The following is a 15,483-nucleotide window of genomic DNA, read 5'->3' as shown; positions in this document are numbered from 1 at the left end:
AGACATCCGGGACTGGATCGCTCAGTGGAACGACAATCCCCGCCCCTTCGTGTGGAAGAAGACCGCCGAAGAGATACTTGAATCCCTCGCTAAATATCTCCGGCGAATTTCAGGCGCATGACACTAGCCCGCTGGTCCGGAGATACGAACGCAGTCTGCGGTATTTACGCGTCACGCCTGAACATGGTGAGGCCGCGTCCAGCGTCGATCAATGGGCACCAGGCCCCAGGCCAAGCAGCGCGTCCAGGAGAGGCGGCGACGAACCTGCGTCGCGGCTCTACCGGCTGATGAGCTGTCCCTGGTACTCGAGTGATATTTCGCGATCATGGTTTGGATCTGCGCTGGTAGTGACAGCGTCGGGCCAGTGGCTTGGTGCTGGCGGCGCCAGTCTGACCAGCGCAGGACAAGACATGAACCGTTCCGGGCTTGGTGGAGCCTATGTGACAGCGCCTGTGCCCGCCACCCCTTGAACTCCCTCCAATGATTCTGTTGGTGCAGAGAAGAATGAGGAGGCACGAACATTTCGGTTTCGCTGCTGACCAACTCCGGCGTCCCCTTGGAGGACAATGCACGGTTCGTTTCCTACCGAAGTACTGGACGAAGCCGAATCGGCCGAACGCCGGGGAGCGCGAGGGGCTGGCAAGCCCCTCGCCCGGGGGCGAAGCCCCCAATAAGAGCGCCCGAGCGAAGCGAGGACCATGCCTTTGTGGGGGCATGGGGGGCGCCGCCCCCCATTAGACACAGCCCGACCCCATAGCGCGAAGCGCCCTCTTGGAGGCCCTTGCTTGTCAGGGGTGGTAGCCGACCTGCTGGAGTACGGCTGTGAGGTACGTCTTGACGTCGGTGGCGCTTGTTGAGTCGGGGTAGGCGCCGAGGTGGTGCAGTATTGCGCCGGTGAGCACCTGCTGGAGGATGCTCAGGTCTCTGTCAGGCGGTAGTTGGCCGTTGTCGCGGGCCCGGCTCAGGGTGGCGAGTTCGGCTGAGGCGCGGCGGCCGCCGTGGGAGTTGCGGTACGTCTGGAGCAGTTCGGGATAGTCGTCCACCGCGCCGTACAGTCTGCGGAGCATGGAGCGGTTGCGGGGCATGCTCAGGTAGGTGGCCCAGTCGGTCAGCATTCGGTCGATGTCCGGCCAGTCGAGGATCTCGGACTCGGGTGCTTGGTGGACCGATTCGATGGCCTGGATCAGCAGGGCGGTCTTGTCGGGGAACCTTCGGTAGACGGTGGCTCGGGTTACGCCGGCTCGTTGGGCGACCTGTTCGATGCTGGTCAGTACGGCGCCTCGTTCGATCAGCAGGTCGAGGGCGGCGGCGAGGATGGCCGCGTCCACCTCCTGGCTGCGCGGGCGGCCGGCTGGGCGCTGGGACGGTGCGGGGGGTGCGGTGTCGGTCATGTCGACCGCTCGGGGAGAGTCACGCTCATCTCCTCCGCGCCGACGACGACATCGCGGGCGACGCCGACGCCGAAAATGCTGAACACGTCCGCATTGTAGTCATGCGGAGTCGAACCGGCCTGGGTTGGCGGGTCCGGGCGGTGGGGCCAGGTGGTCATGAGGCATGGGACTCCTGTGGATTTCATTTCAATACAGTACTGTACTGTATTGAAAGTAGCTCGAAGCTCTCCACACGAGAGGCAGATGGGATCCAGCGATGAGCGCCTACGTACTCGGCTTCCACGAGATCGACAAAACCCAGCTCCCCCTGGTCGGCGGCAAGGGTGCCAACCTCGGCGAGCTGTCCGCCATCGACGGGGTACGCGTGCCGGCCGGTTTCTGCGTCACCACCACGGCCTACCGGGCAGTCGTGGAGCAGGACCCCACGGTCAGTGCGCTCATCGACGGGCTGGCCGGCCTGCGGGCCGACGACCGAACGGGCATCGCCAAAGCCTGCACCCGCCTCCGTACGGCGATCGAGGCGCTGGCCGTACCAGCGGAGATCGAGCGCGACATCGTCGCCCACCTGGCAGAGCTCGGTGACGTCCCCTGTGCCGTACGGTCGAGCGCCACCGCCGAGGACCTGCCGTCGAGCTCCTTCGCCGGGCAGCAGGACACCTACCTGAACGTCCGGGGGCCCGGGTCGGTCGTCCACAACGTCAGGCGGTGCTGGGCTTCGCTGTTCACCGACCGCGCGGTGGCGTACCGCATCAGGAGCGGCTTCGACCACCGTGCGGTCCGGGTGTCGGTGGTCGTGCAGCGGATGGTCTTCCCCGAGGCGGCGGGCATCATGTTCACCGCCGACCCCGTCACGTCCAACCGCCGGGTGGTCTCGATCGACGCGGGCTACGGCCTGGGTGAGGCGCTGGTGTCCGGGCTGGTCAACGCCGACACCTACCGGGTCAAGGCGGGGCGGATCATCGACAAGGTGGTCTCCACGCAGACGATGGAGCTGCGCGCCTCGGCGGACGGCGGTACGGAGGAGCGGCCGGTGGAGGCCGCGCGGCAGAACGCGCAGACCCTGGCCGACGAGCAGATCCTGCAGCTGGAGACGCTCGGGCGGCGGATCGAGGCCCACTTCGGCCGGCCGCAGGACATCGAGTGGGGCCTGTCCGACGGTGTGTTCCACGTGCTGCAGAGCCGTCCCATCACCACGCTGTACCCCGTTCCCGTCCCGGACGACGGCAAGAACCACGTCTACATCTCGTACGGGCACCGGCAGATGATGACCGACGCGTTCACCCCGCTCGGCCTGTCATTCTTCCTCCTGCTGGACGAGTGGCTCGGCCGGCCGAAGATGGACGTCGCCGGGAACCGGTTCTACAAGGACATGTCCCACGAGCTCGCGTCGTCGTGGGCCAGGCCGATCACGCTCAAGAGCCTCGGCCAGGTCGACGTGCTGATGGCCAACGCCCTGCGGACCGTGCTGACAAGGAAGGACTTCGTCCAGTCCCTCGCGCACGGCAAGACGTCGGTGATGAACTTCGGCAAGGGCGGCCTGCTGCCGATGGCCCGCCAGTACCTCAAGCTCTCCCGCGAGGACGATCCCCGAGTCGTCCCGGAGCTCATCGCGCAGAACGAGGCGTCGGTGGCGCGACTCCAGGCGGCGATGGCCACCAAGTCCGGTGACGAGGTGTTCGCGTTCATCATCGAGGACCACCGTGAGCTGACCGACATCATGTTCGAGCCGCGGAGCGTGGCAGCGGCGTTCCTCGGCATCCAGTCGGTGAACTGGGTCAACAAGCACATGAACGCCTGGCTGGGCGTCAAGAACGCCGCCGACGCCGTCGGTCAATCGGCTGACCACAACGTGGTGGCGGCGATGGGGCTCGACCTGCTGCACGTGTCCGACGTCGTGCGGCAGTACCCGGACGTCATCGACTATCTCGGTGACGCCGAGCGCGACACGTTCTTCAGCGGACTCTCCGAACGCGACGGCGGCGACGTCGTCCGCCCCGTCATCGAGGATTACCTGCACAAGTACGGCATGCACTGCCAGGGAGACATCGACTTCACCAGGACACGGTGGAGCGAGGACCCGACGCTGCTCGTCCCGCTCATCCTCGGCAACATCAAGAACTTCGCCCCCGGCGAGCGCGAACGCAAGATCGAGCAGGGGCGCGCGGAGGCCGAGCGGACGATGAACGACCTCCTGGCCAACCTGCAGAACAAGCGCAAGGCGAAGAAGGCGGCGCGGCAGATGAGCCTGGTGCGTCACTTCATCGGCTACCGGGAGTACTCCAAGCACGCGTGCCTGCAGCGGTACGGCCTGTACAAGCAGGCGCTGATGGGCGAGGCCAGGAAGCTGGTGGCCCAGGGAGTGATCAAGGACCCGGAGGACGTGTACTTCCTGTCCCTGGAGGAGTTCAGGGAGGTGGTCAACACCGGGCGGCTGGACTACGCCGTGATCACCGAGCGGCGGGAGGCGCACGAGACGTACCAGAAGCTGACCCCGCCGCGGGTGATCACCTCGGAGGGTGAGGTGATCAACGGCGAGTACGACGGGAGCAACCGGCCGGAGGGGGCGCTGGCGGGCATCCCGGTGTCGTCGGGCGTCGTGGAGGGGCGTGCGCGGGTCGTCCTGAGCATGGAGGACGCCGACGTGGAAGAGGGCGACATCCTGGTCACGGTGTTCACCGATCCGAGCTGGTCCGCGCTGTTCGTCTCGGTGAAGGGGGTCGTCATGGAGGTCGGTGGCGTGATGACGCACGGTGCGGTGATCGCCCGGGAGTACGGGCTGCCGGCGGTCGTCGGCGTGGAGGGTGCCACCCAGCGCATCCACGATGGCCAGCTCATCCGGCTGAACGGAAGCGAAGGCTACGTAGAGGTGCTGTCCTGACGGGAAGCGAAGGTTACGTAGAAGTGCTGTCCTGACGGGAAGCGAGGGCTACGTGGAGGTGCTGTCCTTACGGACGCGGGCGCGGCTCCGCACCCGCGTCCGATGAATACACCTCACTATACCGGCGTATAGTAGACTTCCTGATCAAGTAGCTGACTATACAAACGACGGTGACAGCGTGACGATCGGACCCGAGCCCGAAGACCTCACCGCCCGCGCCCGGATCAGGGACGCGGCCCTGCGGCATTTCGGTGAGCACGGGTTCGAGCGGGCCACGATCCGGGGCATCGCCGAGACCGCCGGCGTGTCCTCCGGGCTGGTACGCCACCACTTCGGCTCCAAGGAGGCGCTGCGCGAGGCCTGTGACGACTACCTGGCCAGGCTGCTCCGCCGGATCAACGACCAGGTCCGGGCCGACACCCTACCGAGCGACGTCAACTATGTGGCCGTCGCCCAGGCCGCCTTGGGGCCGTACCAGAGGTATGTGGCGCGGGCGCTGGCCGAGGGCCGGGCCGAGACCGTCTTCGACGAGCTCGTACGGCTCAGCGAGGAGTGGCTCGAGGAGCTCGACCGGAACCGGCCCGATCCCCCTCGTGTGCCCCGCAAGGCCCGGGCGGCGGTGGGCACCGCGATGGCGTTGTCGGTCTCGGTCCTTCACCAGCACCTGTCCCGGGCGATGGGGGTCGAGGTGTACAGCCCGGAGGGCGACCGCCTGCTCGCCCAGGCCCTGATCGACATCTACTCGCATCCCATGCTCAGCCTGGAGGACGCCGCGAAGTATCAGGAAGCCCTCGATCAGCAGGGCTGAGGCGACCACCCGGCGGTGCCGGCCACGATGCGTACGGCAGCGCGGGCCAGCGGCTCCAGCCCCGCCACGTCGATCTTGTCGAGGGTGTCGGCCGAGTCGAACAGGTACATCGGCGCCGACAGGAAGTGCACCAGCGGCACGCCTTCAGGATGGAAGAACGCCCCGTCGGTGGGCGGCATGGGCGAGAACGCGTCGGGCGGCAGCACGAAGGACCGGCGCAGTTTCTCCGTCTCCAGCGTCTCGGCGACCAGCTTCTCCAGCCGTGGCATCCGGCTGGTGAACCACCACCTGACCTCGGGGTCCGCGGTGGGGACGAGCTCTCCGTCCACGCCGTCGCAGCGCAGCGCGGCATGTTCGAGATGCAGTTGGAGCACCACATCGGCCAGCAGCGGGCGGTGGCGTTCGATGAACGCCCTCGTGCCCGCCGCGTGCGCCATGTGCCCGGAGGTGAACAGGAACATCAGGTTGTGCGGCCGGGCCGAGGCTGGCACCTGAGACCAGTGACGCGCGGCGGCCAGGACCAGCGCGATGCCGGAGGCGTCCTCCACAGCCGACGCCCACGGCCCGTCGTGGTGGGAGGCGACGATGACCGTGTACGGCGAGTCGGCGGGCAGCGTGGCCACCACGTTGTGCGTGGTCACGGTGTCGGTGACCGACTGGGCGACCAGCTCGCCCGTGCAGGGCAGCCGGTCCAGAAGCCGCCGGCCGTCGCTCCCCGACAGCCACAGACCGGGAATCGGCCGCTCGATCGCGTCATAGGGCACGTAGTAGTCGCGCGTCTCCCACGGCAGCCCGGTCAGCGCCCCGATGTAGCCGGCCGCGCCCGCCTCCAGCGCGGGCTCGACGACCTCCATCATCCGGGGGCCGAACGGGATGGTCTGGACGAGCGTGTCGAAGACGCCCTCCGGGTCGTAGGCCGAGGTCGCCAGCGTGCTGACGTACGACTGCGGCAGCTCGGTGAAGGCCAGCTCGTCCACCGCGATGTCGCCTGGTCCCGCGTCGGCGAGCGGCACGATCCTGGCGCGCAGGCCGTCGGTCGGCGCGGTGTGCGGGAGCGGGAACCCGGCCAGCTCCGTGCCGTCGTCGAGCCGCAGCACCCCGGTGCCGGGCTGCCAGCGGGGCACCTCCACCGGCTCCAGCGTGACCTCCAGCCCGAATTCGGTCAGCCGCTCGGCCAGCCACCGCTCGGTCCACCCGTCGGCCGGATATCCCGGCCGGCGGATGCCCCGCGACACGACGGTCTCGATCCAGCCGAGCATCTCGACAGCGGAAGGCACGTGCTCCATGAGCCTGATCCAACCATTGACACAGGTCCTTTGTGAAGCGACAGTTTCGGTCATCCGTACAACTTGTGGAGGCCGTATGAAGCTTCTCGTGGCCGTCGTGGTGCTCCTGCTGGGGGTCGTGGCCAGACCGGCCCAGGCCGCGGACACCATCGAGGCGCACTACAAGGTCGCCGGTCCTTGGGCGGTCGCGACCGCCGACGCGCCGGGCTACAAGCTCTACTATCCGGCGGACTTAGGCGCCGGGGGTGTCAAGCATCCGATCATCACCTGGGGCAACGGCACGGGCGCCGTGCCCACGCAGTATCCCGGGCTGCTCAACCAGCTCGCCTCCTGGGGCTTCGCCGTGGTCGCCTCGACCGACACCACGACCGGCACCGGATCCGAGATGATCGCCGCCGCCCAGTACCTGATCGCCCGGAACACCGACAGCTCCAGCGTCTTCTACGGCAAGCTCGACGTGACGAAGGTCGGCGCGGTCGGCCACTCCCAGGGCGCCGGTGGCGCGGTCAACACCGCCACCAAGTCCGGCGGCCTGATCGACACCGTCATCCCCATCGCGCTGCCCGCGCCGATCTGGGTGGGTTCGGGGGACAAGTTCTACGTCGACCAGCTCACCTGCCCGGTGCTGTTCGTCAGCGGCGCCAACGACACCCTCATCTCCCCCAACTCGGCCCTCCAGACGTACTACGGCCAGGTCCCAGGCGCGGCGGCGAAGGCGCAGCTCAAGGGCGCCGACCACAACACGATCCAGGGCACGGGCGGAGGCTTCCTCGGTTACGTGACGGCCTGGCTGATGTACCAGCTCCAGGGCGACACCTACGCCAGAGGCGCCTTCGCCGGCACCACCCCGGAGCTCAACACCAACACGAACTGGCAGAACCAGGTGGAGAAGAACCTGCCCTAACGGCGCAGCGCGAAGGCGGCGCGCGGGTTCTCGGTCAGCGCCGCCTTGGCCACCTCACCCAGACCCGCGGCCTCCAGCCGCGGCACGAACCGCTCCAGGAGGTACGGCAGGCCAGGTCCGCCACCCAGGCTCGGCCAGTACGACCTGCGCGCCAGGTCCATCCCGAACAGCACCCGATCCCCCAGCTCGTGCCCGGCGAGCTCGGCGACGAGCGCGACGATGTCACTGTCCGGGCCGTACTTGATACGTCCGGGCCGATCAAAGGCCAGATAAGCCCCTCTCTCCGCCAATGAGACGAGATATCCGGCATCGGGATTGTGGTCGATGTGCCCGAGCACCACCCGATCGGCCGCCACCCCTTCGGCGGCCAGCGCGTCGAGCAGCTCGTGCCCCATCGTGCCCTTGTCGCAATGGGTGACGACCGGCACCCCGCTCCGCCGCGCGGCGGCGGCCACCGCGCTGATCAGCCGCGCCACCCCTCGCCCGAACGCGTGGTACCCGGTGGCGATCTTGATGGCACCCGCGCGCGCCGTCGACCGCCGTACCAGCGGTCCCACCAGCCCGTACTCGTCCATGCCCAGCTCGATCTCCGTCACGAGCAGCTCGGTGATCTCGTCGACCGAGTAGTGGTGCAGCCAGTGCGCGTCGCTGTAGTAACCGCTCTTGTGGAACCCGGTCACCGCGATCACGTGCAGCCCGGTCCGCTCCGCCAGCTCCTTCATCAGCGACGGGCTGCGGCCGAAGCCGAGCGGCGTCATCTCGACCACCGCGGACAGGCCGAGCCGCTGCGCCTCCGTCACCTCCACGACGGCGGCGTCGAAGGAGTCGAGCCGGTAGTCCGGCTCGTTGCGTACCGGCCAGTCGCCGGTCATGAACAGGTGCTCGTGCGCGTAGGTGATGCCGATCTCGTCGACGTCCCCCAGCACGGTCCGGACCGTCACAGCAGCGCTCCTCCTTCTCGCAGCCGCTTACGCAGCAGCTCCGTGTCCACCGCCGCGGGCTCCACCCCCGCCTGTACGGCCAGCGCCGCCGCCGTCCCCGCCGCCTGCCCCATCGCCATGCACTGCCCCATGGACCGGGCGGAGGCGTGGGCGTCGTGCGTGGCCGACAACGAGCGCCCGGCCACGATCAGCCCGCCGACCTCGACCGGGAGCAGGCACCGGTACGGGATCCCGTAGGTGCCGAAATCGTGGACGTACTCCCAGCGGGTGGCGTCCCCCGAGGCGTGGTCCTCGATGGGCGCGCCGCACCGCGCGATCGTGTCCGGAAAATCCCTCCCGGCCAACACATCATCAGAAGTCAGGACATATCGTCCGACCAGGCGTCGTGACTCCCGTACGCCGATACGTACGGACGTGCTGAGCAGCACGGCGGAGCCGTACCCCGGCACCTTCGCCCGCAGGAAGCCGACGTAGTCGCGGACCTGCCGCCGCCCCACCCGCTCGGCCTCCGCGAGCTGGACCGGATCGGTCGGATCGAGGCCGGTCACCCGCGTGAGGTTGGTGTGCACGATCCCGTCGTGCACGGTCCTGTGCACGGACCCCTCACGCCTCGGCAGATCGGCGTCGGCCATCAGCGCGTGCAGCTCCGCCGTGCTGGTGGCGGACAGATCGACCCCGCCGAGCCGGAACGTCGCCGTCATCGGCTGGAGCCGCATTCCCGGCCGGTCGAGGGTGGCGCCGGCCCGCCAGGCCACCTCGGCGTCCCCGGTGGCGTCGATCACCACCTGGGCCTTGACCAGGAACCGGCCCGCCACGGTCTCCACGACCACGCCGGTGCCGGGCACGAAGTCGCAGACCCTGGCGTGCAGCAGCGCGTCCGGGACGAGCGCGTCCCAGACCAGCTTGAGCTCCTCGGGCTCGTAGGTCACCCCGGTGCCCGCGCCATAGGTGTTGGGCCGCTCGAAGGCGGCTCCGGCCTCGAAGAGCCGCTCGCACACCTCCCAGCCGACGCCGCCGACGACCCGCCGCGAGACGGGGCCGGGGGCGTAGAAGCCGTAGAAGGTGTCGAGCACCGCGGCGCCCGTGCCGCCGAGGAAGCCCGCCGACTCCACCAGCAGGCACGACGCCCCGGAACGCACCGCGGCGACGGCGGCGGCGCACCCGGCGCTGCCCCCGCCCGCGACCACCACGTCGCCTTCCCACAGCACGTTCATCGCAGGTGCCACCCTCCGTCGACGGGAATGACCGCGCCCGTGGTCCGCCCGGACGACGGCGACAGCAGCCACAGCACGGCCTGCGCGACCTCCTCCGGCTCGCACGGCCCGGCGCCGAGCGGCATCAGTGAGGGCAGCTTGGCCTTGACGGTCTCGGAGGTCCTGGCGCGGCGGCTCATCGGCGTGGCCACCAGCCCGGCCGAGATCAGGTTGACCCGAACGCCGTGCGGCGCCGCCTCACGGGCCGCGGTCCTGATCAGTGGGATCAGCGCGCCCTTGGCCGAGGCGTAGGCCACGGTGCGGAAGTCGTCGTCGAGCGACGAGGCCAGCGCCGAGCCGATCACCACGATCGAGCCGCCCTTCCCCATCGCCGGGATCGCCGCGCGCAGCAGCCGGAACACCGACTCGTGGTTGACCCGGTGCACCTCGTGCCAGGCCGTGTCGGTGCACTCGACCACGCCGCCGTCGCCGAGCGAGCGGCCCGACATGCCGACCGCGTGCACGACGCCGGAGATCTGCCCGTGTACGGCCGTCGCCTGGGCCAGGGCCTGCTCCGCGTGCCCCGGCGCGGTGATGTCGATCCCGCCGGCCAGGTCCACGCCGAAGGCGGCCCCGCCGGTGGCCTCGACCGCCGCCACGCAGGCGCGGCCGATGCCGCCGTCCGAGCCGGCCACCAGTACGGCGCTCATGGTTTCCTGAGCACGGCGGCGGCGCGGCGGGCGTGCTCGAGATAGGCGGCCTCGAACAGCTCCTCGGAGCGCGGGGCGCCGACGAGCTTGGCGCTGGAGATGACCGGCGGGATCCAGCCGCCCGCGACGAGCAGCTCGGCCGTACGGACCTTGATCTCGTTGACCACGGAGACGGCGGCCAGCGTGCTGCCCGGACCGACCGGCTCGGCCAGCCCGTCGACGGAGCACAGCGCGTCACCGACCGGGGTGCACAGGTCGATCACCACGTCGGCGTGGTCGGCGAGCCGGGTCCCGCTGGGATGGCCGGGCTCGACGGCCGTGGTCTCCCGCATCGAGGTCACGGCCACCACGGGCAGTCCGGCCTTGCGCAGTCCCATCGCCATCTCGATCGGCACGGCGTTCAGCCCGCTGACGCTGAACACGATGGCCGCGTCGGTCGGCCGCAGCTCGAAGTTGGCCAGGATGGCGTCGGCGAGCCCTTCGACCCGCTCGATGAACATCGCCTGCCGCATCCCGTTCGACCCGGCCACCTGGGTGTAGAACGTCGTCGACAGGTCCACGATGGGATGGAAGCCGGGATAGGACCCGTAACGGGGGAACATCTCCTCCACCCCCATCCGTGAATGTCCGGTGCCGAACGTGTGCACCACGCCCCCACCGCCGATGGCCGCGGCAGCGATCCGAGCGGCCGAAGTCAGCGTTTCCTCCTGTGTCCGCTCGATCTCGCCGAGCAACTCCATCGCGCGCCGTATCCATTTCATCCAGATCTCCTCCCATAGAGCGCGGCGCCGATCGCCCCTGCCATCGGGCCGAGTACGGCAGGTAGCACCGCGATGTCCCCGATGAGCGGACGTCGCCGCTCAAGTTCCGTGTTCAGGGCGGACCGCATCAGATCGAGCGCGCCGGCCACCCCGCCGCCCACGACCACCGTGCTGACGCCGAAGAACGCCGCCGCGTCGCCCAGCGCGATGCCGAGCGCCCAGCCGGCTCTGGAGAGCACACCCTGCGCCCGCCCGTCACCCGCCCTGGCGGCCTCGGCGACGGCCTCGGGCGGGCCGGAGCCGAAGGCCCGCACGATGCCCGGCGCGCCGGCGAACGTCTCCACGCAACCCCGGTTGCCGCAGCAGCAGTCCGGCCCCCACGGGGCGACCGTGACGTGCCCGATCTCGCCGACATTGTCGCGCGGGCCGACGAGTATCCCGCCGCGCAGCGCCACCGCTCCGCCCACCCCGGTCCCGAGCACCGCGAACAGCACGTCAGGCAGCCCGCGAGCCGCCCCGAGCAGCAGCTCCGCGAGCCCGAACGCGCGGGCGTCGTTGACCACGGCCACCGGGGTCCCGGTCAGCTCGCCCAGCCGCGCGCCGACCGGATAGCCGTCCCAGTTCCCGGGCGGGTTCGGCACGAACAGCGCGGTCCCGGTCTCCCTGTCCACGTGGCCGGGCAGCCCGATGCCGATGCTCTCCACGCGCCGCGCGGCCAGCGAGGCGACGAACGTCATCGTCTCGTCGGGGGTCGGCGGCGTGGGGACGGTGCCCGTGCTGACCACCTCGTCCTCGTCGAGCAGCACCCATTTGATGTACGTTCCGCCGACGTCGACCCCGAGCCGCGTCACGACCCGATCCGCAGGACTCGCGACTCGAACCCGGCGTCATCGGGTGCCTTGGCCGGGCGGAACGGCTCGACGCCGAGCAGCCGCAGGTAGGCCAGCAACGGCTGGGAGTGGCTGTGCAGGTTGGCGACGGGGTACGCCTGCATGGCGACGCCGACCTCGGCCAGGTCCCACGTACGGCCCGGCCGCTCGGTCTCGGGAGCCAGGTAGGCGTCGGGGCCGGACAGCGTGCCCTCCCATACGTCCGGGTAGGCAGCCGTATGGGCGGCCAGGGACATCTGGCGCCACCACTGCCAGCCCAGCTCGGGAACGTGCTCGGCGGCGGCCCAGATCAGCGTCATGTTGATCGCGTACCAGATCGTGCCGACCCCGCCGGGACCGTAGGCGCCCCGGTCGGGCCAGCGCAGCCGGGCGCCCAGCGGCGAGTCGGCGGCGGAAGTCCGCTCAATCGTGTGCAACAGGTCCACAGCCCGCTCGGGTGCCGCGGCGCCGCTCAGAATGGCCCAGGGCTGCACTTCCAGCCACATGTCATCCTCTCCGACGACCGCTCCCGGGCCGTACGCGCGGCGGTACCACCGGCCGTTCCACTCGCCCGCCACCAGATCACGCAGCTCCTCGCCGAGCTTGCGGGCCTCGGCCGCGGTCGCGTGGTCGCCGAGCCGCTCGGCCAGGGTCGCGTAGCGTGGCAGGACCCAGGCGGCCATGGCGGAGTTCAGGACCGATTCGCCGTGCGAGATCATCACCTCGCGGTCCACGCCGCTCTCGGTGATGGCCATGTCGTTCCAGTCGGCGTTCAGTATCCGCAGGTGGCCGTGCTCTCCCCGGCCCACCACGTCGGTGAGGAACCTGAACTGCCGGCGCAGGTTCTCGCCGAGCGGCACCGGCGTGGCCCCATGGACCGGGTGGTACGGCACGGCGTCGGCGAAGGCGGCCAGGTCGTCCGTCGCGCTCAGGTATTCGGCCGCCAGCCACAGGGCCCACAGGTTCTGGTCCGAGGGGCGGAACAGGTCGGTCCATGGCTGCTTGTCCGGTCCGAGCGCATAAGGCAGGTCCCCGTCGGGGCCGCCCCAGGCGCAGGTGTTGCGCAGCACGGACAGGGCCAGGTCCGGCTCGATGTACACCAGCGGCAGCGCGTGCTGGAGCGGGTCGCGCGCGGCGCCGTTGAAGCCGTGCCGGAAGGAGTAGCACGAGCCCTGGTCGAGGGTGTGCCCGCCGAGCACGCCGTCGGCGCAGGACGCGCCGGTCAGCAGCGCCGCGTGCCACGGGACCTCCCGCGCGGCCTCGGGCGCCCGCGCCGCGACCGCCTTGGGCAGCCGGTCACGCAGCGCGGCGAGGCTGCGGTCGAACACCCCCGCCGCCTCGCCCGCCCAGCCGTTCGCCTTGCCGTCCGTCCAGCCGCCGGACGCCGGGACTCCGCTGGACGGCGGGGCTGCGGTCCCGCCGTCCAGCAGGCCGTACCTCAGCTCCAGCAGCCGCTCTTCGCCCGCCGCCAGATCCAGGGGTACGTTCAAGTGGCCGGACCCGGTCCGGGCCCCGCCGATGAGTTCGAGCTCCAGTCCGGGATCCTCGGCCGGCTTCGCGCCGGTGATGAGCTCGACCCGGGCGGCTGCGGGCGTCCACTCCTCGGTCAGCTCCAGTCGTACCGGCTCGTCGAGGAGGTTGCGTACGCGCAGCCGGATCAGCACCCACGGCCACTCGCCCTCGGGGCACAGCACCGTACGCTCCAGCGTCACCCGGTCATCGGCGACCCGGACGATCGAAAACGTCGGCCCGAAGATCCGCTCCGATCCCGAAATATCGGTGGAAAGGGTCCCGGCTCGGGTGACGCCCGTGCCCCGGGTGAGCCACAGCAGCCCGGTGTGCTCGTCGAAGAGGTCGCTGAGCCCGTAGTTGTCCGTGACCAGCGTGATCCGCCGGTTCCCGACATGGAGGAAGTGCCGGCGGGTGAGCGGATCCAGGACCGGGTCCCATTCGGCGCGTGGGTCGCGCTCCTGGTCCATCGTGTACGCGAAGGCAGGCAGCCCGTACGCCGTGGTCCATTCCCCGAAAGCGCTCATTTCCGCACCCCTCCCAGGGTCAGCCCGGCCACGTAGTAGCGCTGCAACATGAACATCAGCACCAGCGGCGGCACCGCCGTGATCAGGGCCGCGGTGCTGACCAGGCCGATGCTGAAGTCGTACTCCGTCTGGAGCTGGGAAAGCCCCACGGGCAGCGGCCAGAGGCCGGGATCGTTGGCCACGATGAGCGGCCACAGCAGGTTGTCCCACTGCGCGAGGAACTGCAGCAGGAAGAGCGTGAGCAGCGCCGGCCGCAACAGCGGCGCCCCGATGCGGACGAAGATCCGCAACTCGCTCGCACCGTCCACCCGCGCCGACAGCAGCAGCTCACGCGGTATCGCCAGGGCGAACTGACGGACCAGGAACACCCCGAAAGCGCTCATCATGAACGGCACGATCATGCCCTGATAGGAGTTGATCCAGCCCAGCTCCTTGACGATGAGGTACATCGGCACGAGCACCACGATCGGCGACAGCGAGAGCGTCCCCACGATGAGCGCGAACAGCACCCGGCTGCCCGGAAACCGGAGCTGCGCGAGCGCGTACCCGGCGGCGGAGGAGAAGATCACTTCGAGGACGCCGATGCCGAGCGAGAGGATCAGGCTGTTGCCCAGATAGACGGGGAAGTCGCCCTGGTTGAACAGCTGCGAGACGTGCGCACCCAGTTGGGACGCGTCGAAGTCGAACCCGCCCAGATCGGTCACGTCCGACGCGGACGAGACCGCGAACATCGCGTACACCGGCAGCAGCAGGACGGCGACGACCAGCGTCAGCAGCGTGCCGCGGACCACCTTCACCCTTCCTCGCCTCCCCTGAGCACCCTGAACTGCACCAGCGAGAGCAGCAGCATGGCCACCAGCAGCACCATCGCGATCGCCGAGGCGTAGCCCATGCGCTCGAACCCGAAGCCGGTCGCCCACAGGTAGAGCGGCAGCACCTCGGTGGCGCCGGCCGGTCCGCCCTTGGTCAGCAGGAAGGCCGGCACGAACGACTGCATCGCCCCGACCACCGCGATGACCAGCACGAACAGCAGCGTGCGGCGCAGCAGCGGAAGCGTGATGCGGTAGAAGATCCGCACCGGACCGGCGCCGTCGAGCGCGGCCGCCTCGAACACGCTCAGCGGCAGCCCCTGCAGCCCCGCGGTCAGGATGATCACGAACAGCCCGAGATGCTTCCAGGTCGTCATGATCACCAGCGCCCAGAGCGCGAGCCCCTCGTCGGTCAGCCACGGCTTCGGCGCGGCCCCGAACAGCCCGATCAGCGCGTTCGCCAGGCCCTTCTCGGCGAAGATCACCGACCACACCATCGAGGTGGCCACCAGTGGCATCGCCGCCGGGATCATGACCAGGCCGCGGAGGAAGGCGTTGTACCTGCCCGGCTTGCTCAGCGGCACCGCTATCGCCAGGCCGAGCACGATCGACGGGACCACGGACCCGATCGTGTAGGCGGCGGTGACGCGGGCCGAGTTCCAGAAGCCGGGGTCGCCGAGCATCCTGCGGTAGTTGTCCAGGCCGGTCCATTCGGGCGTCCCGGCCAGGTCGTAGCTGGTGAAGCTGAGATACACGGCCACGACGAACGGCACGAGCCAGAAGACCAGGAAGTAGACCGCCGCCGGCAGGGCCAGCAGGCCACCGGTACGTGCCTCCGCCCATCGCTGGCCCTTGCCCGAGACCTGGGCGATGGGCGGCACCAGCCGTAAGGACACC

General features: G+C 69.7%; 13 protein-coding genes. 3 read left to right on the top strand and 10 right to left on the bottom strand.

Annotated features, from left to right (window positions below):
• Nucleotides 1-788 precede the first annotated feature (788 nt).
• Entirely contained in the window at nt 789-1,391 is a 603-nt protein-coding gene (locus tag KME78_RS32295) for a TetR/AcrR family transcriptional regulator (protein ID WP_219533154.1), read from the bottom strand.
• Nucleotides 1,392-1,647: 256 nt separating this feature from the next.
• Between KME78_RS32295 and rph the strand changes: the two genes are divergently transcribed.
• Nucleotides 1,648-4,269 (top strand): rifamycin-inactivating phosphotransferase, encoded by a 2,622-nt coding sequence (rph, locus tag KME78_RS32290; protein WP_219533153.1) that lies wholly within the window; start codon nt 1,648-1,650, stop codon nt 4,267-4,269.
• Between the two features lie 178 nt (nt 4,270-4,447).
• Entirely contained in the window at nt 4,448-5,077 is a 630-nt protein-coding gene (locus KME78_RS66430) for a TetR/AcrR family transcriptional regulator (RefSeq protein WP_308127221.1), read from the top strand.
• Here the strand turns inward: KME78_RS66430 and KME78_RS32280 are convergent.
• Entirely contained in the window at nt 5,065-6,363 is a 1,299-nt protein-coding gene (locus KME78_RS32280) for a M28 family peptidase (RefSeq protein ID WP_246652391.1), read from the bottom strand. The two genes, KME78_RS66430 and KME78_RS32280, sit on opposite strands and share 13 nt — an antisense overlap.
• A 76-nt stretch (nt 6,364-6,439) precedes the next feature.
• Here KME78_RS32280 and KME78_RS32275 point away from each other — a divergent pair, with 76 nt between their 5' ends.
• A complete protein-coding gene (locus tag KME78_RS32275; protein WP_219533152.1) occupies nt 6,440-7,267 on the top strand; it encodes an alpha/beta hydrolase family protein in 828 nt (275 codons plus the stop codon).
• Here the strand turns inward: KME78_RS32275 and KME78_RS32270 are convergent.
• Genes KME78_RS32270 through KME78_RS32235 form a run of 8 tightly spaced genes read right to left on the bottom strand, consistent with a single transcriptional unit; the run spans nt 7,264 to nt 15,482 of the window.
• Nucleotides 7,264-8,208, bottom strand: coding sequence for a phosphotriesterase family protein (locus tag KME78_RS32270; protein WP_219533151.1), 945 nt, complete (start codon nt 8,206-8,208; stop codon nt 7,264-7,266). The genes KME78_RS32275 and KME78_RS32270 overlap by 4 nt on opposite strands.
• On the bottom strand, nt 8,205-9,422 hold the full coding sequence (locus KME78_RS32265) for an FAD-dependent oxidoreductase (RefSeq protein WP_219533150.1): 1,218 nt from the start codon (nt 9,420-9,422) through the stop codon (nt 8,205-8,207). The genes KME78_RS32270 and KME78_RS32265 overlap by 4 nt, the downstream gene beginning before the upstream one ends.
• Nucleotides 9,419-10,111, bottom strand: coding sequence for an SDR family NAD(P)-dependent oxidoreductase (locus tag KME78_RS32260; RefSeq protein ID WP_219533149.1), 693 nt, complete (start codon nt 10,109-10,111; stop codon nt 9,419-9,421). Before KME78_RS32260 ends, KME78_RS32265 begins: the two co-directional genes overlap by 4 nt.
• The gene (locus KME78_RS32255) at nt 10,108-10,872 is read right to left on the bottom strand and encodes a sugar isomerase domain-containing protein (RefSeq protein ID WP_219533148.1); all 765 of its coding nucleotides are present in this window, start codon (nt 10,870-10,872) and stop codon (nt 10,108-10,110) included. Before KME78_RS32255 ends, KME78_RS32260 begins: the two co-directional genes overlap by 4 nt.
• Entirely contained in the window at nt 10,869-11,723 is an 855-nt protein-coding gene (locus KME78_RS32250) for an ROK family protein (protein WP_219533147.1), read from the bottom strand. Before KME78_RS32250 ends, KME78_RS32255 begins: the two co-directional genes overlap by 4 nt.
• The gene (locus KME78_RS32245; RefSeq protein WP_219533146.1) at nt 11,720-13,777 is read right to left on the bottom strand and encodes a GH36-type glycosyl hydrolase domain-containing protein; all 2,058 of its coding nucleotides are present in this window, start codon (nt 13,775-13,777) and stop codon (nt 11,720-11,722) included. The genes KME78_RS32250 and KME78_RS32245 overlap by 4 nt, the downstream gene beginning before the upstream one ends.
• Entirely contained in the window at nt 13,774-14,574 is an 801-nt protein-coding gene (locus KME78_RS32240; RefSeq protein WP_219533145.1) for a carbohydrate ABC transporter permease, read from the bottom strand. Before KME78_RS32240 ends, KME78_RS32245 begins: the two co-directional genes overlap by 4 nt.
• Complete coding sequence (locus tag KME78_RS32235) at nt 14,571-15,482, bottom strand: carbohydrate ABC transporter permease (RefSeq protein ID WP_219533144.1); 912 nt, start codon at nt 15,480-15,482, stop codon at nt 14,571-14,573. The genes KME78_RS32240 and KME78_RS32235 overlap by 4 nt, the downstream gene beginning before the upstream one ends.
• Between the last annotated feature and the right edge of the window lies 1 nt (nt 15,483).

Source organism: Nonomuraea guangzhouensis, assembly GCF_019396345.1.
GTDB classification, from domain to species: domain Bacteria; phylum Actinomycetota; class Actinomycetes; order Streptosporangiales; family Streptosporangiaceae; genus Nonomuraea; species Nonomuraea guangzhouensis.
Note: the sequence above shows the minus strand (reverse complement) of the source record. Positions and strands in the feature narration are given on the sequence as shown.

What these genes read in the sequence shown, in the direction of transcription:
- KME78_RS32295 (WP_219533154.1), bottom strand. Translation starts at nt 1,391, where the DNA reads ATGACCGACACCGCACCCCCCGCACCGTCCCAGCGCCCAGCCGGCCGC.
- rph (WP_219533153.1), top strand. Translation starts at nt 1,648, where the DNA reads ATGAGCGCCTACGTACTCGGCTTCCACGAGATCGACAAAACCCAGCTC.
- KME78_RS32280 (WP_246652391.1), bottom strand. Translation starts at nt 6,363, where the DNA reads ATGGAGCACGTGCCTTCCGCTGTCGAGATGCTCGGCTGGATCGAGACC.
- KME78_RS32275 (WP_219533152.1), top strand. Translation starts at nt 6,440, where the DNA reads ATGAAGCTTCTCGTGGCCGTCGTGGTGCTCCTGCTGGGGGTCGTGGCC.
- KME78_RS32265 (WP_219533150.1), bottom strand. Translation starts at nt 9,422, where the DNA reads ATGAACGTGCTGTGGGAAGGCGACGTGGTGGTCGCGGGCGGGGGCAGC.
- KME78_RS32260 (WP_219533149.1), bottom strand. Translation starts at nt 10,111, where the DNA reads ATGAGCGCCGTACTGGTGGCCGGCTCGGACGGCGGCATCGGCCGCGCC.
- KME78_RS32255 (WP_219533148.1), bottom strand. Translation starts at nt 10,872, where the DNA reads ATGAAATGGATACGGCGCGCGATGGAGTTGCTCGGCGAGATCGAGCGG.
- KME78_RS32245 (WP_219533146.1), bottom strand. Translation starts at nt 13,777, where the DNA reads ATGAGCGCTTTCGGGGAATGGACCACGGCGTACGGGCTGCCTGCCTTC.